Genomic DNA, 15,934 nt, shown 5'->3' on the forward strand with positions numbered 1-15,934 from the left:
GCCTGACCGGGATTTCTGATCCGATGTCCGTTTCCTCCTCCACCGGGGACAGCCGCAGCCTGCGTGACCGCGTCGTCTCGCTGAAGGGCGCTGCCTGGAAGGCGCTGCTCATCCATGCCGAGGCCTTCGCCTATCTCGTGGCGGGGCTTCCCATGGCGCTGGCGCGGGTGTTCCGCGGCAGGCCTTCAGCCCATCTGCCACCGGCCGAGTACCTCCACCAGCACTATGCCTGGAGCTACTGGAAGCTGCCTTTCGGACCGCTGAAGGCGCTCGTTGCGGCGGTGGTCTGGCCCGTGGCGCTTGCTGCCGCCATCATCGTCTTCACCCGGCGCAACGGCAGGGCCATTGCGCAGCGCTCAGGCATCGGCGTCACCCGGCAGGTCATCGGTCAGGTGGAGATGGCGGCGCGCCATGCTATCGCACCCTTCTGGTACTACATGTTCGAACTCTACCTGCCCGAGCGCAGGACGCAGGCAGCCCTCTACCTCACGGCGCATGAGACGATCGGCCCCGCCTATTGCCGGCTGCAGCCGCCTGACGGTGCCGACGGCATGGACGACAAGATCTGGTTTGCCGAGCATTGTCATGAGACGGGCGTCAAGGCCGTGCCGGTGCTCATGCATTTCTCGAAGGGCGAACGCCAGCCGCTGAAGGGCGGCACGGAGCAGTTGCCCGAGAGCGACATCTTCGTGAAGCCGCGCTCCGGCAGCGGCGGGCACCGCATGGAACGCTGGGATTTCATCGGCGGCGGCCGCTACCGCAATGCCCTGGGCCAGGTGCTCGACCGCAGCCAGTTGATGGAAAAGCTCAAGCGTCAGTCCTTGAAGGATGACTTCCTCGTCCAGCCGCGGCTTGCCAATCACCCGGCTCTTGACGACATCGCAAACGGGGCACTCGCCACCGTGCGGCTTCTCACCTGCCGCAATGAGCTGGGGCGTGCTGAGGCCGCCGCCGCCGCCTTCCGCATGGCTATCGGCAATTCGGTGGTCGACAATTTCCACCAGGGAGGCCTTGCCACCGAGGTGAACCTCGAGACCGGCGTGATCGGCATCGCCTCCGATATCGGCATCAGGCCGAATGTCGGCTGGCGCGATACGCACCCCATTTCCGGCGCCCGCTTCGCGGGGCGCACCCTGCCGCACTGGCCGGGCGTGGTGGCGCTTGCCGTCCAGGCGCACGAAGCGTTTCCGGAGCGCATCGTCGTGGGCTGGGACGTGGCCATGCTGGCCGATGGCGCCATGATCATCGAGGGCAACGGCAAGCCCGACCTCGACATCCACCAGCGCGCAGGCCGCGGCCCTGCGGGCAATGCGCGGATCGCGCATCTGCTGGCCTTCAATCTCGGGAAGGCCAAGGCCAATTGAACCGCTGCGGGTGAGGTGCTAACCCGGCGCCAATCGTTTCAGAAAGTCCGCTTCAACATGCCATTGCCCATTGTCCACCATGTCCGCACGGGACTTCGCCAGGCTGTGTCCATGGCGGGAGAAGCCCTCCTGCCGCGCGAGACCGGGATCCGGCTGGAACGTCGCATGCGCGGATGGGAGGAGGCCGGCAAGCTGGCGGCTTCGGATGGCGTGGTGGTTTCCTTCGGCAAGAGCGGCCGGACCTGGTTCCGTGTGCTCGTGTCGCGCTACTATGCGCATAAATACGGCCTCCCGGACGGGCAGATGATGGAGTTTGACGAATTCCACCGCGCCAATCCCAGCATCCCCGCCCTGTTCTTCACGCATGGCAACTATCTGAAGGATTATGTTGGCCATGACCGCAAGAGCGAGCTTTACGGCCGCGCGCCGGTGATCCTGCTCGTGCGCGACCCGCGCGATACGGCGGTCTCCCAGTATTTCCAGTGGAAGCACCGCATGCTGCCCCGCAAGAAGGTCATCAACGGCTACCCCGCGGGCGAAACCGGCATCGACACCTTCATCCTGGGCGCGGAAGCCGGCATTCCCAAGATCATCGACTTCATGAACGACTGGGCACGCGAACTGAAGCTTCTGCCAAACCTGCTGGTGGTGACATACGAAGACCTGAAGGCAGACACGGCGGGCCAGCTGGGCCGGGCCCTGCGCTTTCTCGGAGAGGACCCCACTGACGCGGCACTCGCAGACGCCGCTGAATTCGCCTCCATTGAGAACATGCGGAAGATGGAGCAGGAAAATGCCGGCAAGCTCGCCGCCAATACGAGGCTGAAGCCTGGCGACGCCAAGGATCCCTCGAGTTTCAAGGTGCGCCGCGCCAAGGTGGGCGGCTGGCGCGATTATGTGAGCGAGGAGCAGGCCGCGGCCATCGACAAGATGGTGCGTGAGCGGCTTGACCCGGTCTTCGGCTACGCCAGCTGATCCTCAGGCGGCGGCGCGCTCCACTTCGGTCACCCTGCCGCCGTGCACCTCGTAAAGGCGCTCTGCCACGCCCACCCAGGCTTCGCGGTGGGTGATGACGATGATGGTGAAGGATTTGGAGAGGCTCAGGATATTGCTGACGATCCCCGCCTCCGTCGCAGGGTCGAGCGCGCTCGTCACCTCGTCCAGAATGAGGATGTCGGGATGGGTCACCAGGGCGCGAGCGAGGGCGATGCGCTGGCGCTGGCCGCCCGAAAGCCTCGCGCCCATTTCACCCACGCTGGTATCAAGTCCGGCGGGAAGGCTCGCGATGAAGCCATCGAGACCCGCAAGCCGGATTGCCTCCGAGACCTGATCTTCCCCGAGCGAGGAATCCCCCAGGCAGATGTTCTCGCGGATCGTGGCGTGCAGCAGCGTCAGGTCCTGCGAGACATAGCCAATGCGCTTGCGCAGCGCCGTGATGTCCAGTTCCGCCAGCGGCTTGCCGCCGAGCGTGACCCTTCCCGACTGCGCGCGGTGGAGACCGACGAGCAGGTCGATCAGCGTGGTCTTGCCGCTGCCTGAGAGACCCTTGATGACCGTGATCTTCCGTGCCCCGATGGTCAGGCTGACCTCGCGCAGCACGGGTTCCTCTTCATAGGCGAAACTCACATTCTCGAAGCGGAAGTCGGCCGTGGTATCCGGCGGCACGGTGCCGTGAGCGGGCTCGCGGTTGGCCTCCGTCAGGCTGATCAACTGCGTCACGCGCTCATGGGCGCCCTCGGCATTGGCAAACTGCTGCTCGAGCTTTTGCAGCTTGGTGAAGTTCTGGACGACCTTCATGAACAAGAGCCCGCTCACCACCAGGGCGCCGAGTGAAACATGGAAGTTCGTGAAGGCAACATAAATCACCGCGATCAGCGCCAGCGCCGTGATCACGTCGCCGGTCTGCAGCAGGATCTGCCGGGCGATCTCGCGCCGTGCCAGCGAGCGCTGCAGCCGCCGCATCGCCTGGCCGATCGTCGTCTGGAAGGATTGATAGCGCTGCATGGTCTTCAGCGGCTTGATGTTGGCAAGAAGTTCGACAGTCTTCACCGTCAGATCTTTCGTCGCGTCCGATTGCTTGCGTCCGGCCTTGCGCGACATCGTGACGAAGAATTGCAGCGCGTAGGCCATCAAGCCGCCGATGGCCACTCCCAGCAAGGCAAGGCGCCAGTCGATGAGGATCGTGACGAGAACATAGATGAGCGACTGTATGGCCATGGCGGTATACTGCGCCGAGAGAAGATAGGCCTCCCCCGCCCGGTTCGAATCCCCGCTGATCGCCGTGGCGAACTTCCCGCTGGCCTGGCTCGAATAGAACCGCCAGTTGGCGCGGAAGAGCGCATCGATGAGCCGTTGCCTGAGCGTCACGGATACTTTCGCGGCCGCGATGCCGGCATAGGTCAGCGTGAGGAAGCTGATCAACGCCTTCAGCACAAGCGCAACTGCGATGAGGACGAGCAACGACTCCAGCGTGGGCGCAAGGCCGACGGCCGCGAGCGCCTGCTCGACGCCCTGCCCGATCGGGGATGGTCCGGCGTTCTCCTGCGTTTCGGAGACGATCGAAATGGCAGGGAGGATGGCCGAAATCCCAACGGCTTCGCAAACCGCAGCCAACAGGAGGGCCAGCAGCACCAGCACGGGGCGCGTGCCGTCCGCGCCGAAAAACAATCTGAAGATCTTGAACATTCAGGAGGCCCCGAACCAATCCGAGCGCAAGGGTATCGCCCATGGCTGCTGTGCTTGCAATGCCGCGGAGGGACGCCTAAAACGCCCCGGAACGTGGTTTTCCGCGCATGCGAAGACCCAGAGGTCGTTAGACGAGTTTCCGTGGAATGCAAGCCCAATCTGGCCTGGCGGGCCGCGGCTGAGGCCCCTATCGGGCATCGCCATGCGCCTTGCCCAGCGGCGCGGTGGCCCTTGCGGAACCGGGAATGAAAGGATCGGCAGTGGAGCAGGAAAGGGGCATCGTCTACATTGCGGTCGGGGCATCATTCGTCAGGGATGCCGAAAGATCGGCCCGATCCGCCCGGCGCCAGCACCCTGAACTCCCCATCTGCCTGTTCAGCGATGTTCCCTCGCATGACCCCGTCTTTGACCTCAAGCGCGAGATCAGGACCCCGCACCGGCGATCGAAGCTTGACTGCATCATCGAGACGCCATTCCGCGACACGCTTTACCTCGACTCGGATACGCGTGTCGTCGGCAGCATCATCGAACCCTTTGGGCTGCTGGGCCGCTATGACCTCGCCGCCTGCCATGTGGAGAATCGCCATCCGGTGTCCTCCGCCACGTCTCGGCTGAAGGCGGAGAGCGTTGACCCGGGGTTCACCGGCTTCAACGGCGGTGTCTTCTACTATCGCATGAATGATGGCGTGCGCCGTTTCTTCGAGCGATGGGCAGAGGAGTACAAGCGCGAGAATGCAAAGTGGGATCAGCCCATCATGCGAAAGCTGCTCTGGGAGATGCCGGAGGTGAAGGTTATCGCCATTCCGCCCGAATACAATATACGAACCCTCAGAGGCCTGCTGTTCCGGTCTGCCAATGAGTCCGAGGCGCGGCTCTTCCACTTGCCGTGGTACAAGTCGAGCGGGTCTCTGGCGTGGCGCCTGTGGCGGACCATCAGGACATTGCGCGTCTATCCTTGCAATGCGGCCGCCATGATCCGCGCCTTTTTCCTTTGACGGGGTAATCCATCCGATGCGCAGGGTTTTCATCACAGGCACGGCAGGGTTCATCGGCTTTCACCTGTCGCAGCTTCTGCTGGAGGAAGGTTTCCTCGTTCAGGGCTATGATGCGCTGACGGACTATTACGACGTTGGCCTGAAGAAGGCCCGCCATGCCATTCTGGCGCGCAGCAATGCCTTCCAGGCGGAGATCGCGCTGCTCGAGGACATGGAGCGGCTCCGGAGTGCATACCGCGCGTTCCAGCCCGACATCGTGGTTCATCTCGCGGGCCAGGCTGGTGTGCGCTACAGCTTGGAAAATCCGCGCTCTTACATCGACGCCAATATCGTCGGCACCTTCAACCTGCTCGAATGCGTGCGCGAGTCCGGAGCGCAGCATCTGCTGCTCGCCTCCACATCATCCGTTTATGGCGGAAACACCGATATGCCCTTCCGTGAGACGCAGCGCGCCGACGCGCCGCTCACCATCTACGCCGCCACCAAGAAGGCAGGCGAGGCGATGGCGCATTCTTATGCCAGCCTGTGGAACATTCCCACCACGGCATTTCGCTTCTTCACTGTCTATGGGCCCTGGGGCAGGCCGGACATGGCGTTGTTCAAGTTCACCGAGGCGATCATCGCCGGCCGCACGATCGACGTCTACAATCATGGCGAACTCTACCGTGACTTTACCTATGTCACCGATCTTGTGAAAGCCATCCGGCTGTTGATCGATGTGCCGCCGGTCAAGGGCCAACCCCACCTTACGGAGGACAGCCTGTCACCCGCCGCGCCATTTCGCGTGGTGAACATCGGAAATTCGTCGATGGTCCGGCTCTTGGACATGGTCGAGGCGCTTGAGGAGGCGCTCGGCCGCAAGGCAATCCGGAACTATCTTCCCATGCAGCCGGGCGATGTTCCCGCAACTCTGGCGGACACGGCGCTCCTCCACACCCTCACCGGCTTCCGCCCGGACACCGACTACCGCGAGGGGGTGAGGCTATTCGTGGAGTGGTATAGATCCCAGCCTTCACAAGGCAACTGATTTTTGGCGAATAGGCGCTGGGCAATCTTCGGCGCGCTGAGCCCCGGTGGTCAGTGAATTCAGCAGAATGGCAACGCCGCCAGTGGGCCTTTTAGCCAGTTCGCCCGGGCGGGAGAATGGCCCGCCGAACCGGATCACTGCGGTCCGCCGCGTCCCCATGGAGCATTGCGCAGCGCTCTGATTCTCGAGGCTGCCGCCGTGCTCTCGGCGGCTCGTCTGCGGCCCTTTCCAAGCAGATTGTACTGGACCCAGAAAATCAAACATGAAACGGCCTGAACGGGCGCTGTAGCAAGCGCCGGTAGATCGCGAGTCGCCATGGAAAGCGGAATTCCGGTCCGGCGGAACCATGAACGATAGTAATTGAGCTTCGGCCCCCGCTCTCCCGATGGCAAGTCAAGTGCCGATGAATCGCGAACCCGGTACCAGCAATAGCATCCTTTCAGGCTGCCGCTTGGCATGGCCTGCTGCATGAATTCAAAGTCATTCGCCCTCAGCCCCTGCCTTGTGTCGATCAGCAGATTTCCAGGGGTGAAGTCGATCAACTCGAACCCCGCCCTCCTGAAGTGCAGGATGATCTCCCGGACGATGGCCATCTCGCGCCGGGTCAGAAATCTTTTGCCTGTGTCCAGATCGGCCAAATAGGGGAAAATAAGCCAGCGCTCTCCCTCTCCAATGATTGGAAGGATATAGGGCAGCGATCCCGCCAACTCTCGGGCCTTGCGCTCGCGGTGCATGAACCGCTCACGGCCAGGCCGGAAGACTTTGCAGACTGCGAGCTTTCCATTGTACCGGATGAGCCATGCGGCCGCTCTTCGCGCGTAACGGGACAACGGCATGATGACTTCGTGTCCGAAATCAACCTTCTGCTTCAATTCACCGATCTTGGCCTCAAGCGAAGCCTCCCGGCCAGGATCGTTCCACGCCACCTTCAGATAGTGCAATGCTTGGCTGGAATTGTCGGATGAATGTATGGCGTTGCAGCGATTGGTCGAAGGCAACGCATTGTTGATTATGTCGCGCGCGCGGCGTTTGGCCTTGTAAATTCTTTCGTTAGTCAGGCCAAAATGACTGGCCTGAAGTTTGGGATTTGGATTGACCGGAAAGACATCGAACGTGACGATTATATAAGCGGGATCGCCCCCGCTTTCGGGCCATGGCCCGCGATGCCAGTTTCCACCGCGGATTTGATATTTCGCCTGTTCGCGAAGTTCCGGCGGGATTGCCCCTTCGTCAAGCATATCGAAACCTTCGCGCCAGAGCGCGTCACGAATTTGCGGCAGGCTGGACAGTCCACGGTCGCGAACAACGAAAACGGCCAATCCGTCCCAGTCACTGTGAGAGAGGTCTTCCTGCGGGAAGAACGCCTCCCGGACCCATGCATTCCTTCTCGCAAGCTTCTCCAGTGTGTCCATGGGCGGCTGCCAGCCAACCTGGTCCAGCCATTTGCGAATGCCGTCCAGAGTGAGATTATCCATAACGACATTGGTGCTCCGGGCGCAGTCGCCTATCGCTGCAGCATAATCATGATCTGCTCTTGTAACCTTGGACTGGAGGCCCGGCCCTTCGGGAAGTCCGCAATCGAATCCCTTATGGAAAAGAGCATGGTAGCACATCGTTGAAAGGTGGTGCCACGTATCAGGTACGCGGACACCGTTAGACTGAAAACCGGCTGTGGCGAGAACCTCGCGCGCCAGAGGCGGGGGGAAATAGGGCACGCCTCGATAGTCCGTCCCGGGCAGTCCAGACACGGTGTAGAGGTCTACGGGTGTCCCGTTGCGGCGGCTGCCGTTCAGATGACGCTCGATTCGTTCCAGATCTTCGTCCGCAACGAGCAGGTCGATATCCTCGCCTTGCGCCAATGTAGGCAAGGAGTCAAACCACCGGAGGACAACGTAATCAATACTCTCATCCTTGAGGGCCTTGAAAAATCTCTCCACGCCAAGCCGGCGAGGAATATAGCGGCGCTTCTTCTTCCGCCGCTTTGCCGTCAGACCTCTGAACATAAGACTGCATAAACCCTAGTTTAAGCTATTTTGAGCCGAACACCCTACCGGAAACGGGCCAGCTGTTCACGAACTGGCTCGTCGTACCTGCATTGACGTGATTGGCGGGCGTCGTGCGGCTGACATGCCCGTCACAGGTCAAAGCGGCTTGGCGAACACGAACACCTTTTCCCCGCGCAGCAGTCCGTAGCGGATCACATCCCCGCCTTCGGCGGTGATCTCCATGATCAGTTTCAGTCCGCTCCGCTCGATCCGCTGCCGGAAGTCACGTCCAAAATACCGCACGTGATCGCCTTGTCCGAAATGCAGCCAGCGGTCATCCTCCGATGTGATGTCTGGATTCTCGTAGGTCGTTTTCCAGCCTTCGACGATCGGCACCATGCAGATCAGGACGCCACCGGGAACGAGGATTCTGTAAAGCTCCTTGCCTGCCTTTCGGTCATCCACATGCTCAAGAACATGGCTGGCGATCACCAGCTTCATGCTGGCGTCCGGCAGGTCGATTGCTTCCATGTTCAGCGTGAGATCGGCCTTCCTGAAGAGATCGGCCGTGGTGTAGTTAGGCCAGATTTGACGGAACATCCGTTCAAGGATCGGCTCGGGCGCGAAATGGAGAACCTTGTCATTGCCGGAGACGTCAATAGGAATCTGCCCGCCGTCGATGGCGAGCTTCAGAAGGCGGTGTCTTTCGAGGCTCAGGCATCCGGGGCACCGAGCATCCAGCCGCGGCGGACGCCCGGTATGCCCGAACCAGCCGTGATAGCCGCAGATGTTGCAGGTCCGCTGCGCGATTGGCTTCAGATTCTTTTCGGTCTGCAGATACCGCAACAGAAATTTCTGTAATCCTGATCCCGGAGCAACGCGCCCGATCATGCGCGTCAGTTTCTTTCTGGCCATTCAGTTCTCCGTCCTTTCCGCCAGGTATCGCTGTCCGAAGTTCGGAGAATCAATTTTGTCTGGATTCATCGGATTTAGGATACGAGGAATTTTGCGCCTGTATGCGCCGCGCCGAGGAACGTGTCTACCCCGAAGAATCAGCTCGAGATCTTTGATTGTGTCTGTGGATTATTCCCATCGGCGATACGTTAATCACTCTAATCACTCTCTATCGCCGCCTGCCACAGCGCGTAGTCCGTCCCGAAGCTGCGGCGCACCAGCGCCTCCAGCGCGGCGTCGGCGAATTGTTTGCGGGGCGGGATGCCGAAGGTGCGGAAATCCGCCTCGCTGAAATCGGCCACGGGCTTCGCCCCCGGCGGAACCTCCCGGTTATAGGCGGTGCGCTTCACCACCCCGCTGTGCAGGTCCGGCGGCAGGTCCGGAAAGCCTAGGCCGGCGAGGAAGCGCAGTGTGACGTCCAGCCGTTCTATCGCGCCCAGATGGCTGAAGCTTCCGGCCGGAAATCCATTGAGGTAATGCGCCTGCGACCGCACATACCGGTCGCGCCGGTAATCGGGCTGGGCGCAGACGGTTTCGACGAAATGCTGGAAGCTGCCCAACTCGGCGATGCCCGATTGCGCGGCGAAGGACACGGGCCCGCCGCCGTGCAGCCCGATGGCGGGCTTCACCAGCTTGTCGACAAAGCAGCTCACCAGCCGTGAATAGGGGTTCCGAAGGACCGCGAATTTGATAACGTCATTCGCGCGCAAGCGGCTCCACGAATCCAGCTTGTATCGGTCCTGAGTGGATCTGAGATGGGCCAGAGCGGTTGTCTGCTGCGGATGAAAGGCAGGGCCGCCGCTCTTGTCATTGTACAGAACGAGTGACTTAAGGTAGGAGTTGGCATTCTTGGGTATGGGGAAGAAACACAGGCTTCTGGACGGCACGAAGAGAATATTCGAGTATTTCGGCGTCAGCCGAAGGAGTGCTTCTGACTTGAGTGTGGTACCGATGCGTCTGGGTTTCATGGGCGGTATTCGGCCTTGGCGAAAGTCAGAAAGAAAGCGATTGCAAGAAGCGGAAATGAGAAAGTTGATGTCTGCGGGACCATGTTCGGTCCCGGTTTTGGGGGATGCGTGGACGGCGTGCGTGGGCGCCGGACGGCGCATCATGCTCAATTGGCAACCCTGATGGCGGGTCAGCGGGGCGGCAAATTGCTGGTCGAGTTCGTTGGTCTGCCCGGGGCCGGCAAGACGACCGTGGCCGGACACTTTCCCAAGGACTGGTTGCAGCGCGGGCAGGTAATGGGTGCCCGTGTGCCGGTGTCATGGCGTTTGGGCCTTTGTCGGGCCTCTTGGCGTTTTTTCCTTTCGTTGCGGCCGCGTCATGGCAATGGCATGCGCAAGCTTTGGCGGCTTGCCGATCAACTCATCTACTACACGAATGATCTTGGTCGCCCCCTGGTTCTTGATCAGGGTGTCGTGCAGAAGATCTGGTCTATCCTGGTCTCGCGGCAGGACTTCGATCGCCGTGAGCTTGAACGCATCGTGTTATTTCTCGCACCCGTAGCCCCCCAGTTTATCGTCTGGATAAAGACGCCGGTCGAGGATGCCGTGCAGCGCATCGCTGCCCGCACCCACGGAAGAAGCCGCTTCGACGGGCGGCCGTCTGATGACATTCGCGATGAGCTATCGCGCGAGGCAAGGAATTTCGAACTGCTCACGGAGCTCTTCAGCCGCCTCGCACGCACCCAGGTGATCGAGATTTCCGGCAGCGACGCGCCGGAGGCAATGGCGGCCGAGGTACTGCAGCGGGTGGCCAGGGCGGTTGCGGGTTCCGAGAGCCTCAGGGAAAGCGCATGAGACTTTTCATCAGGACGCGCGCGGCGCTGGCATAGCGTCCGGCACGATACAGGCGCTTGGCGAACTGGCGCTGGAATATGCGGTAAAGATCGGGCCTTGCCCGGAAGTCCTCAGCGTATTTTTTGAGAAACATCTCAAATCCCGCGATCTTCTTTCCGGGATTCGTGCTGATCCGTTCGCCTGCATGAAGGTGCTTGACCGCGAGGGGCTCCGGCACCGATGCGAAGTGGAACTGACGGGCCAGCCGCAGGTAGAGGTCAATGTCCTGGCGGGAGGGCAGGTCCTTGTCGAACATGCCAACCGCAATCAATGCATCCCGCCGGCAGATCAGCGTCGACAGCTTGGGCGCCCGGCCATTGTGCTTGACCAGCAGGTCAGCAAATATTTCCCCCTGAAGCTTCGGCAGCACCGCGGTCTGTGTGCCTGAGGCCTCGTCAAGCTCGAAGAAGCCGGTGTCGATGCAGGCAACATTCTCCGCCACGCGCGCCGCCAGCTGCCATTGGCGTGATAGCTTGCCGGGGAGCCATGTATCGTCATCGTCAAGGAAGGCAATCCATTCACCCCGTGCTGCCAGAATTCCGCAGTTGCGGGCGCCGCCGCCACCGCGCGGCTGGTCATTTGCGATATGCCGAACCTGTGGAAAGTCACGCGCCAACATCGCCCGGTTCTGGGCGAAGATCTCCGAGTCCGGCGGGTTGTCGTCTACCACAATGATGTCGAGATCGCCCTCAAAGCTCTGGCTGATGGCTGACTGGACTGCGGACTTCAGTTGCGCGTGGCGCCGGTAGGTCGGGATGACGGCGGAGATTGAAGGCGGCATTGTCGGTTCGGCTGGTCCTTCCTCGTAAAGGCGCCAGACTAGCGAACAGGCTCTCTGGCGTCCAACGTAATTCCCGTTAACCGCGCCTGAAACGCCATCCCGGCCGGGCGTTATCGATCATCAACATCTCCGCGATGTTCTCCTGCGAGAGGATGCCCACAATGGCGCCCGTGGTGTCGAGCACAACTTCCGCCTTGGCGCCCGCTCTCCGGATCTGGTCGAAGGCCTCCACGAGGGGCTGGTCGATCAGCAGCGGCTCTGAGGCGCGCATGAGCGTGCCAACGGCAGCCATGGCGCCGTGGTCGCGCAGGCCGATGATCATGGCGTCGCGGTCGAGCATGCCTGCGACTTGGCCATTCTGGCTCACCACAGGAAACTCCTTCTGCGGCGAAGACAGCAGCGCATCGACCGCTGCCGACAACAGATCCTCCGCTGCGAGCACCACCGGCGATGGCTCCATCGCATCCCTCACCCGGAGCCGTGAGGCGAAGCCGGTGAAGGCTGCTGTCTGCTCCTCCGAGGCGGCGGCAAAATAGATGAAGACGCCCACGAAGATCAGGATCGGGTTGTAGAACAGCCCCACCAGTACGAAGAGGAAGGCGAAGCCCTGGCCGATGCGGGCGGCCAGCGCCGTGGCGCGGGGGGCGCCCATGTTCATGGCCAGCAGCGCGCGCAGCACGCGCCCGCCGTCCATCGGGAAGGCCGGCACCATGTTGAACAGCACCAGCATGACATTGACCAGCAACAGCCGCTCGGCAAGCGTCGCGTTGTCGAAATCTATGGCCGTCATCTGGCTGGTCCCCAGTCCGAAGCCCGCCATCAGCACCCCGGCGATCGCCACGTTGACGAGCGGACCTGCCAGCGCCACCAGCAGTTCCTGCACCGGCTTCTCCGGCATGCGCTCGAGGCTGGCGATGCCGCCGATGGGCGAGAGGATCACCTGCGGCGTGCGGATGCCGAAGCGCCGCGCCATGGCGATGTGGCCGAATTCATGCAGCGTCACGCACAGGAAGACGAGCAGGATGAAGACCACCGTGTCGAGGGCCGCGGCCGCGCCGCGCACCAGATAGTCCGTAACCCCGATCCAGACGAGGAACAGGAGGAAGGTGAAGTGAAGCCGGATGTCGGTTCCGGCAATGCGCCCGATGGTGAGTGACCAGCCCATGGCACGAACATAACGGCTTTCACCGAAATGTCAAGGAAAATATTCATGCGCTAGGCTTGGATGCGCGCTCCCCATGCCAGCTGCCTCACAGCTTGGGGCGCTTCTCCCGTCCCGTGTACCAGCCGCCGGCCGCCTTTTCATAGGCCAGCGCGGCCTTGAACACGCGTTGATCGTCGAAGCTGCGCCCCACGATCTGGATCGCCGTCGGAACGCCCGTCGCGGCATGGCCCGACGGCACGGACAGCACCGGGCAGTTGTGCAGCATGTTGAACTGGTGCGTCATCACCCAGCCATACTCGGGATCAACCTTCCGGCCCGCAACGGTGAAGTGCGGGTCGAAGGGATCATGGCTGGCCTTGACCGACGGGGCGTTGTTGGTCGGGCAGATGAAGACGTCATGGCTGGCGAGAACCGGTCCCAGCGTCTGGTACATGCGGTGCGCCTGCTCGAAGACCTTGTGCACATCGTCGATGCTGGTCGCCTTGCGCGCGGCATCGGCGAACTTCAGCGCGTAGCTGGTCATCAGGTCGGCGTTTTCCGTCCGCTGCCAGATGGTCTGGCGGCCGAAATGCATGGTGTTGTACCAGTGCAGGCCATTGGCCTCCACGTCCCCGGTCCAGCCGATGTCCACCTCCGCGACCGTGGCCCCCAGCTGCCGGAACACGTCCAGCGCGGTGAGCATGTTCTCCCGAACCTCCCGCTCCACCGGCACGTAGCCCAGGTCCACCGAATAGGCGATCTTCATGCCCTTGATGGAAGCAGCTTCGGCCGGAAGTTTCACCTTCTGGCGGAGCGAATCATGGTCGAGGGGGTGCGGGCCCGAGGTGATGTTCTGCATCAGCGCGGCATCCGCCACGCTCCGTGTCATCGGGCCGCAGTGATTGAAGCGGTCGAAGTTGGCGGGCGGGCCATCGGGATTGCGTCCGTGGGGCGGCTTGAAGCCGACAACCCCGCAGGCCGCCGCCGGAATGCGGATCGAGCCGCCGATGTCGGTGCCTGTCGCCAGGGTGGCAAGGCCCGCGGCAAGGGCCGCACCCGAACCGCCCGACGAGCCGCCCGGCGCCCAGTCCGTGTTCCACGGATTGCGGGTCACACCCCAGATCCGGGATTCGGTGATTCCGGTCAGGCAGAACTCCGGCGTCGTGGTGCGCGCGAGAATGATGGCGCCCGCCTTCTGCAGGCGCTCGATCATCGGGTCGGAATGATCGTCCACTGAATCCTTGAAGATGAGGGAGCCGTGCGTGGTGCGCCGGCCCGCCACCCGCTGCGCGTCCTTCACGGCCAGTGGAATGCCCTCCAGCGGGGCGGTCTTCGCGCCGCGCTTCATGTAGCGCGCCTCTGCGCGCCTCGCCTGCTCCAGCGCCTCGCCGAAATAGCGGTCGGCCAGGCAGTTGATTCGCTGATTGACCCGCTCAGTTCTCTCGACCAGCGCCTGGGTCAACTCCACCGGAGAGAGCTTCCGCGCCCTGAAAAGCGCCAGGGCAGCAGTGGCGGAGAGATAGCAGAGATCCTCGTTACTCATGGACAAGCCTCGTTGCGAAGCGGTAGGGAGAGCGCCAGTTGAACAGGAACAGGGGAGAGAAGTCCATGGCTGGAAGGCTTGCCGGAAAAACAGCGATCGTCACCTCCGCGGGGCAGGGCATTGGCCGCGCCTCCGCCATCTGCATGGCGGGGGAAGGCGCCAAGGTCTGGGCCACCGACATCAACAGCGAGGCGCTGGCCGCGCTTGCGGCCGAACACCCGGCAATCGAAACCTTCACGCTCAACGTGCTGAAGCAGGAAGAGGTGGATGCGGCGGTATCGCGCGTCGGCACCCCGGACATCCTGTTCAATTGCTCCGGATACGTTCACGCCGGCACCATCATGGAGACGGACGACAAGGCCTGGGACTTTTCCTTCGACCTCAACGTCAAGGCGCATTACCGGATGACAAAGGCCTTCATGCCGGGCTGGCTGCAGCGCGGGCATGGCGTTGTCATCAACATGGCCTCCGCGGCCTCCTCCATCAAGGGTGTCCCCAACCGCTTCGTCTATGGCGCCACCAAGGCCGCCGTCATCGGCATGACCAAGGCGCTGGCCGCCGATTTCACCTCGAAGGGCATCCGCGTCAATGCCATCTGCCCGGGCACGGTCGACAGCCCCTCGCTGATGGACAGGCTCAAGGCCACGGGTGATTTCGAAGCCGCCAGAAGCGCCTTCATCTCCCGCCAGCCGATGGGCCGCATGGCCCGTGCTGACGAAATCGGCATGCTGGTGGTCTATCTGGCAAGCGATGAGGCAGCCTTCGTCACCGGCCAGACATTCGTGATCGACGGCGGCTGGTCGATCTGAGGCACTCTTCCGGGCGAAGCCCGCATTTATCGGAAGCCATTGGCAAGGCCGCGTTTCTCGGCATAGGATGCCGGGAAACGGGCCCGCAGAATGGCCCGGGGAGGAGCAGAACTTGTCATCAGGCCAGGCCGCCATCCAGGCGAAGGGCGTCACCAAGCTATTCCAGGGAGCCGGGCAGGACGCCGTCAAGGCCCTCGATGACGTTTCGGTCGCAATCCGGGAGAATGAGTTCTTCACGCTGCTGGGGCCTTCCGGTTGCGGGAAGACGACGCTTCTGCGCCTGATCGCCGGTTTCGACTTCCCGACCGAAGGCGACATCCTGCTCCATGGCCAGAACATCGCGCCGCTGCCGCCCTACAAGCGGCCGGTCAACACCGTGTTCCAGAGCTATGCGCTGTTTCCCCACATGACGGTGGGCCAGAACATCGGTTTCGGCCTTGAGATGCTGGGCAAGCCGAGGGCTGAGATTGAGGCCCGCGTCAGCGAGATGCTGAAGCTCGTCCAGATGGAAGAACTCAGGAACCGCAAGACCAGCCAGATCTCGGGCGGGCAGCAGCAGCGCGTGGCGCTGGCCCGCGCGCTCGCCCCCGCGCCTAAGGTGCTGCTCCTCGACGAGCCGCTCTCGGCGCTTGACTACAAGCTCCGCAAGGACATGCAGATCGAACTGAAGCGGCTGCAGCATGAAACGGGCATCACCTTCATCTTCGTCACCCATGACCAGGAAGAAGCCCTCACCATGTCGGACCGGATCGCCGTCATGTCGAAGGGCAAGATCCTCCAGGTGGGCTCGCCGCGCGACATCTACG

Annotated in this window: 14 protein-coding genes; 7 read left to right on the top strand and 7 right to left on the bottom strand. The window is 62.3% G+C overall.

Features of this window, described 5'->3' with window-relative positions; genetic code table 11:
* Nucleotides 1-23 precede the first annotated feature (23 nt).
* Together ACILRA_RS00870 and ACILRA_RS00875 are read left to right on the top strand one after the other, a co-directional pair.
* Complete coding sequence (locus ACILRA_RS00870) at nt 24-1,364, top strand: sugar-transfer associated ATP-grasp domain-containing protein (protein WP_395660197.1); 1,341 nt, start codon at nt 24-26, stop codon at nt 1,362-1,364.
* Between the two features lie 57 nt (nt 1,365-1,421).
* Complete coding sequence (locus ACILRA_RS00875) at nt 1,422-2,339, top strand: sulfotransferase domain-containing protein (RefSeq protein ID WP_395660198.1); 918 nt, start codon at nt 1,422-1,424, stop codon at nt 2,337-2,339.
* A gap of 3 nt (nt 2,340-2,342) precedes the next feature.
* Here the strand turns inward: ACILRA_RS00875 and ACILRA_RS00880 are convergent, their stop codons facing one another.
* Nucleotides 2,343-4,049: an ABC transporter ATP-binding protein gene (locus tag ACILRA_RS00880; protein WP_395660199.1), complete on the bottom strand. Its 1,707-nt coding sequence runs from the start codon at nt 4,047-4,049 to the stop codon at nt 2,343-2,345.
* Between the two features lie 245 nt (nt 4,050-4,294).
* On the opposite strand from ACILRA_RS00880, the gene ACILRA_RS00885 reads away from it, so the two are divergent.
* Together ACILRA_RS00885 and ACILRA_RS00890 are read left to right on the top strand one after the other, a co-directional pair.
* On the top strand, nt 4,295-5,044 hold the full coding sequence (locus ACILRA_RS00885; RefSeq protein WP_395660200.1) for a putative nucleotide-diphospho-sugar transferase: 750 nt from the start codon (nt 4,295-4,297) through the stop codon (nt 5,042-5,044).
* Between the two features lie 16 nt (nt 5,045-5,060).
* Nucleotides 5,061-6,071 carry an NAD-dependent epimerase/dehydratase family protein gene (locus ACILRA_RS00890; protein ID WP_395660201.1) on the top strand — a complete coding sequence of 337 codons (1,011 nt, stop codon included), beginning with the start codon at nt 5,061-5,063 and terminating at the stop codon, nt 6,069-6,071.
* A 134-nt stretch (nt 6,072-6,205) separates the two neighbouring features.
* Here ACILRA_RS00890 and ACILRA_RS00895 read toward each other — a convergent pair whose 3' ends face one another.
* From ACILRA_RS00895 to ACILRA_RS00905, 3 genes are all read right to left on the bottom strand, one after another.
* Nucleotides 6,206-8,074, bottom strand: coding sequence for a hypothetical protein (locus ACILRA_RS00895; RefSeq protein ID WP_395660202.1), 1,869 nt, complete (start codon nt 8,072-8,074; stop codon nt 6,206-6,208).
* Nucleotides 8,075-8,212: 138 nt separating this feature from the next.
* Entirely contained in the window at nt 8,213-8,947 is a 735-nt protein-coding gene (locus tag ACILRA_RS00900) for a methyltransferase domain-containing protein (RefSeq protein ID WP_395660203.1), read from the bottom strand.
* A 221-nt stretch (nt 8,948-9,168) separates the two neighbouring features.
* Nucleotides 9,169-9,978 (bottom strand): sulfotransferase family 2 domain-containing protein, encoded by an 810-nt coding sequence (locus ACILRA_RS00905; protein WP_395660204.1) that lies wholly within the window; start codon nt 9,976-9,978, stop codon nt 9,169-9,171.
* 15 nt (nt 9,979-9,993) lie between these two features.
* Between ACILRA_RS00905 and ACILRA_RS00910 the strand changes: the two genes are divergently transcribed.
* A complete protein-coding gene (locus tag ACILRA_RS00910; RefSeq protein WP_395660205.1) occupies nt 9,994-10,812 on the top strand; it encodes a hypothetical protein in 819 nt (272 codons plus the stop codon).
* Here the strand turns inward: ACILRA_RS00910 and ACILRA_RS00915 are convergent.
* The 3 genes from ACILRA_RS00915 to ACILRA_RS00925 form a co-directional block, all read right to left on the bottom strand.
* Entirely contained in the window at nt 10,796-11,632 is an 837-nt protein-coding gene (locus ACILRA_RS00915) for a glycosyltransferase family 2 protein (RefSeq protein WP_395660206.1), read from the bottom strand. The two genes, ACILRA_RS00910 and ACILRA_RS00915, sit on opposite strands and share 17 nt — an antisense overlap.
* Before the next feature lie 76 nt (nt 11,633-11,708).
* Nucleotides 11,709-12,797 carry a site-2 protease family protein gene (locus ACILRA_RS00920; protein WP_395660207.1) on the bottom strand — a complete coding sequence of 363 codons (1,089 nt, stop codon included), beginning with the start codon at nt 12,795-12,797 and terminating at the stop codon, nt 11,709-11,711.
* Between the two features lie 85 nt (nt 12,798-12,882).
* Nucleotides 12,883-14,319, bottom strand: a complete 1,437-nt coding sequence (locus tag ACILRA_RS00925; protein WP_395660208.1) for an amidase — start codon at nt 14,317-14,319, stop codon at nt 12,883-12,885.
* 65 nt (nt 14,320-14,384) lie between these two features.
* Here ACILRA_RS00925 and ACILRA_RS00930 point away from each other — a divergent pair, with 65 nt between their 5' ends.
* Both ACILRA_RS00930 and ACILRA_RS00935 read left to right on the top strand, forming a co-directional pair.
* Nucleotides 14,385-15,128: an SDR family oxidoreductase gene (locus tag ACILRA_RS00930; protein ID WP_395660209.1), complete on the top strand. Its 744-nt coding sequence runs from the start codon at nt 14,385-14,387 to the stop codon at nt 15,126-15,128.
* A gap of 67 nt (nt 15,129-15,195) precedes the next feature.
* The coding region (locus tag ACILRA_RS00935; protein ID WP_395660210.1) for an ABC transporter ATP-binding protein at nt 15,196-15,934 on the top strand (739 nt) is incomplete at its 3' end.

The organism is Aestuariivirga sp. (assembly GCF_044239095.1).
In the GTDB taxonomy this organism is placed as follows: domain Bacteria; phylum Pseudomonadota; class Alphaproteobacteria; order Rhizobiales; family Aestuariivirgaceae; genus Aestuariivirga.

Excerpts from the sequence above, each read along its gene's own strand:
- ACILRA_RS00930 (WP_395660209.1), top strand. The coding sequence starts at position 14,385 with ATGGCTGGAAGGCTTGCCGGAAAAACAGCGATCGTCACCTCCGCGGGG.
- ACILRA_RS00900 (WP_395660203.1), bottom strand. The coding sequence starts at position 8,947 with ATGATCGGGCGCGTTGCTCCGGGATCAGGATTACAGAAATTTCTGTTG.
- ACILRA_RS00915 (WP_395660206.1), bottom strand. The coding sequence starts at position 11,632 with ATGCCGCCTTCAATCTCCGCCGTCATCCCGACCTACCGGCGCCACGCG.
- ACILRA_RS00880 (WP_395660199.1), bottom strand. The coding sequence starts at position 4,049 with ATGTTCAAGATCTTCAGATTGTTTTTCGGCGCGGACGGCACGCGCCCC.
- ACILRA_RS00920 (WP_395660207.1), bottom strand. The coding sequence starts at position 12,797 with ATGGGCTGGTCACTCACCATCGGGCGCATTGCCGGAACCGACATCCGG.
- ACILRA_RS00885 (WP_395660200.1), top strand. The coding sequence starts at position 4,295 with ATGAAAGGATCGGCAGTGGAGCAGGAAAGGGGCATCGTCTACATTGCG.
- ACILRA_RS00895 (WP_395660202.1), bottom strand. The coding sequence starts at position 8,074 with ATGTTCAGAGGTCTGACGGCAAAGCGGCGGAAGAAGAAGCGCCGCTAT.
- ACILRA_RS00890 (WP_395660201.1), top strand. The coding sequence starts at position 5,061 with ATGCGCAGGGTTTTCATCACAGGCACGGCAGGGTTCATCGGCTTTCAC.
- ACILRA_RS00875 (WP_395660198.1), top strand. The coding sequence starts at position 1,422 with ATGCCATTGCCCATTGTCCACCATGTCCGCACGGGACTTCGCCAGGCT.
- ACILRA_RS00925 (WP_395660208.1), bottom strand. The coding sequence starts at position 14,319 with ATGAGTAACGAGGATCTCTGCTATCTCTCCGCCACTGCTGCCCTGGCG.
- ACILRA_RS00870 (WP_395660197.1), top strand. The coding sequence starts at position 24 with ATGTCCGTTTCCTCCTCCACCGGGGACAGCCGCAGCCTGCGTGACCGC.
- ACILRA_RS00905 (WP_395660204.1), bottom strand. The coding sequence starts at position 9,978 with ATGAAACCCAGACGCATCGGTACCACACTCAAGTCAGAAGCACTCCTT.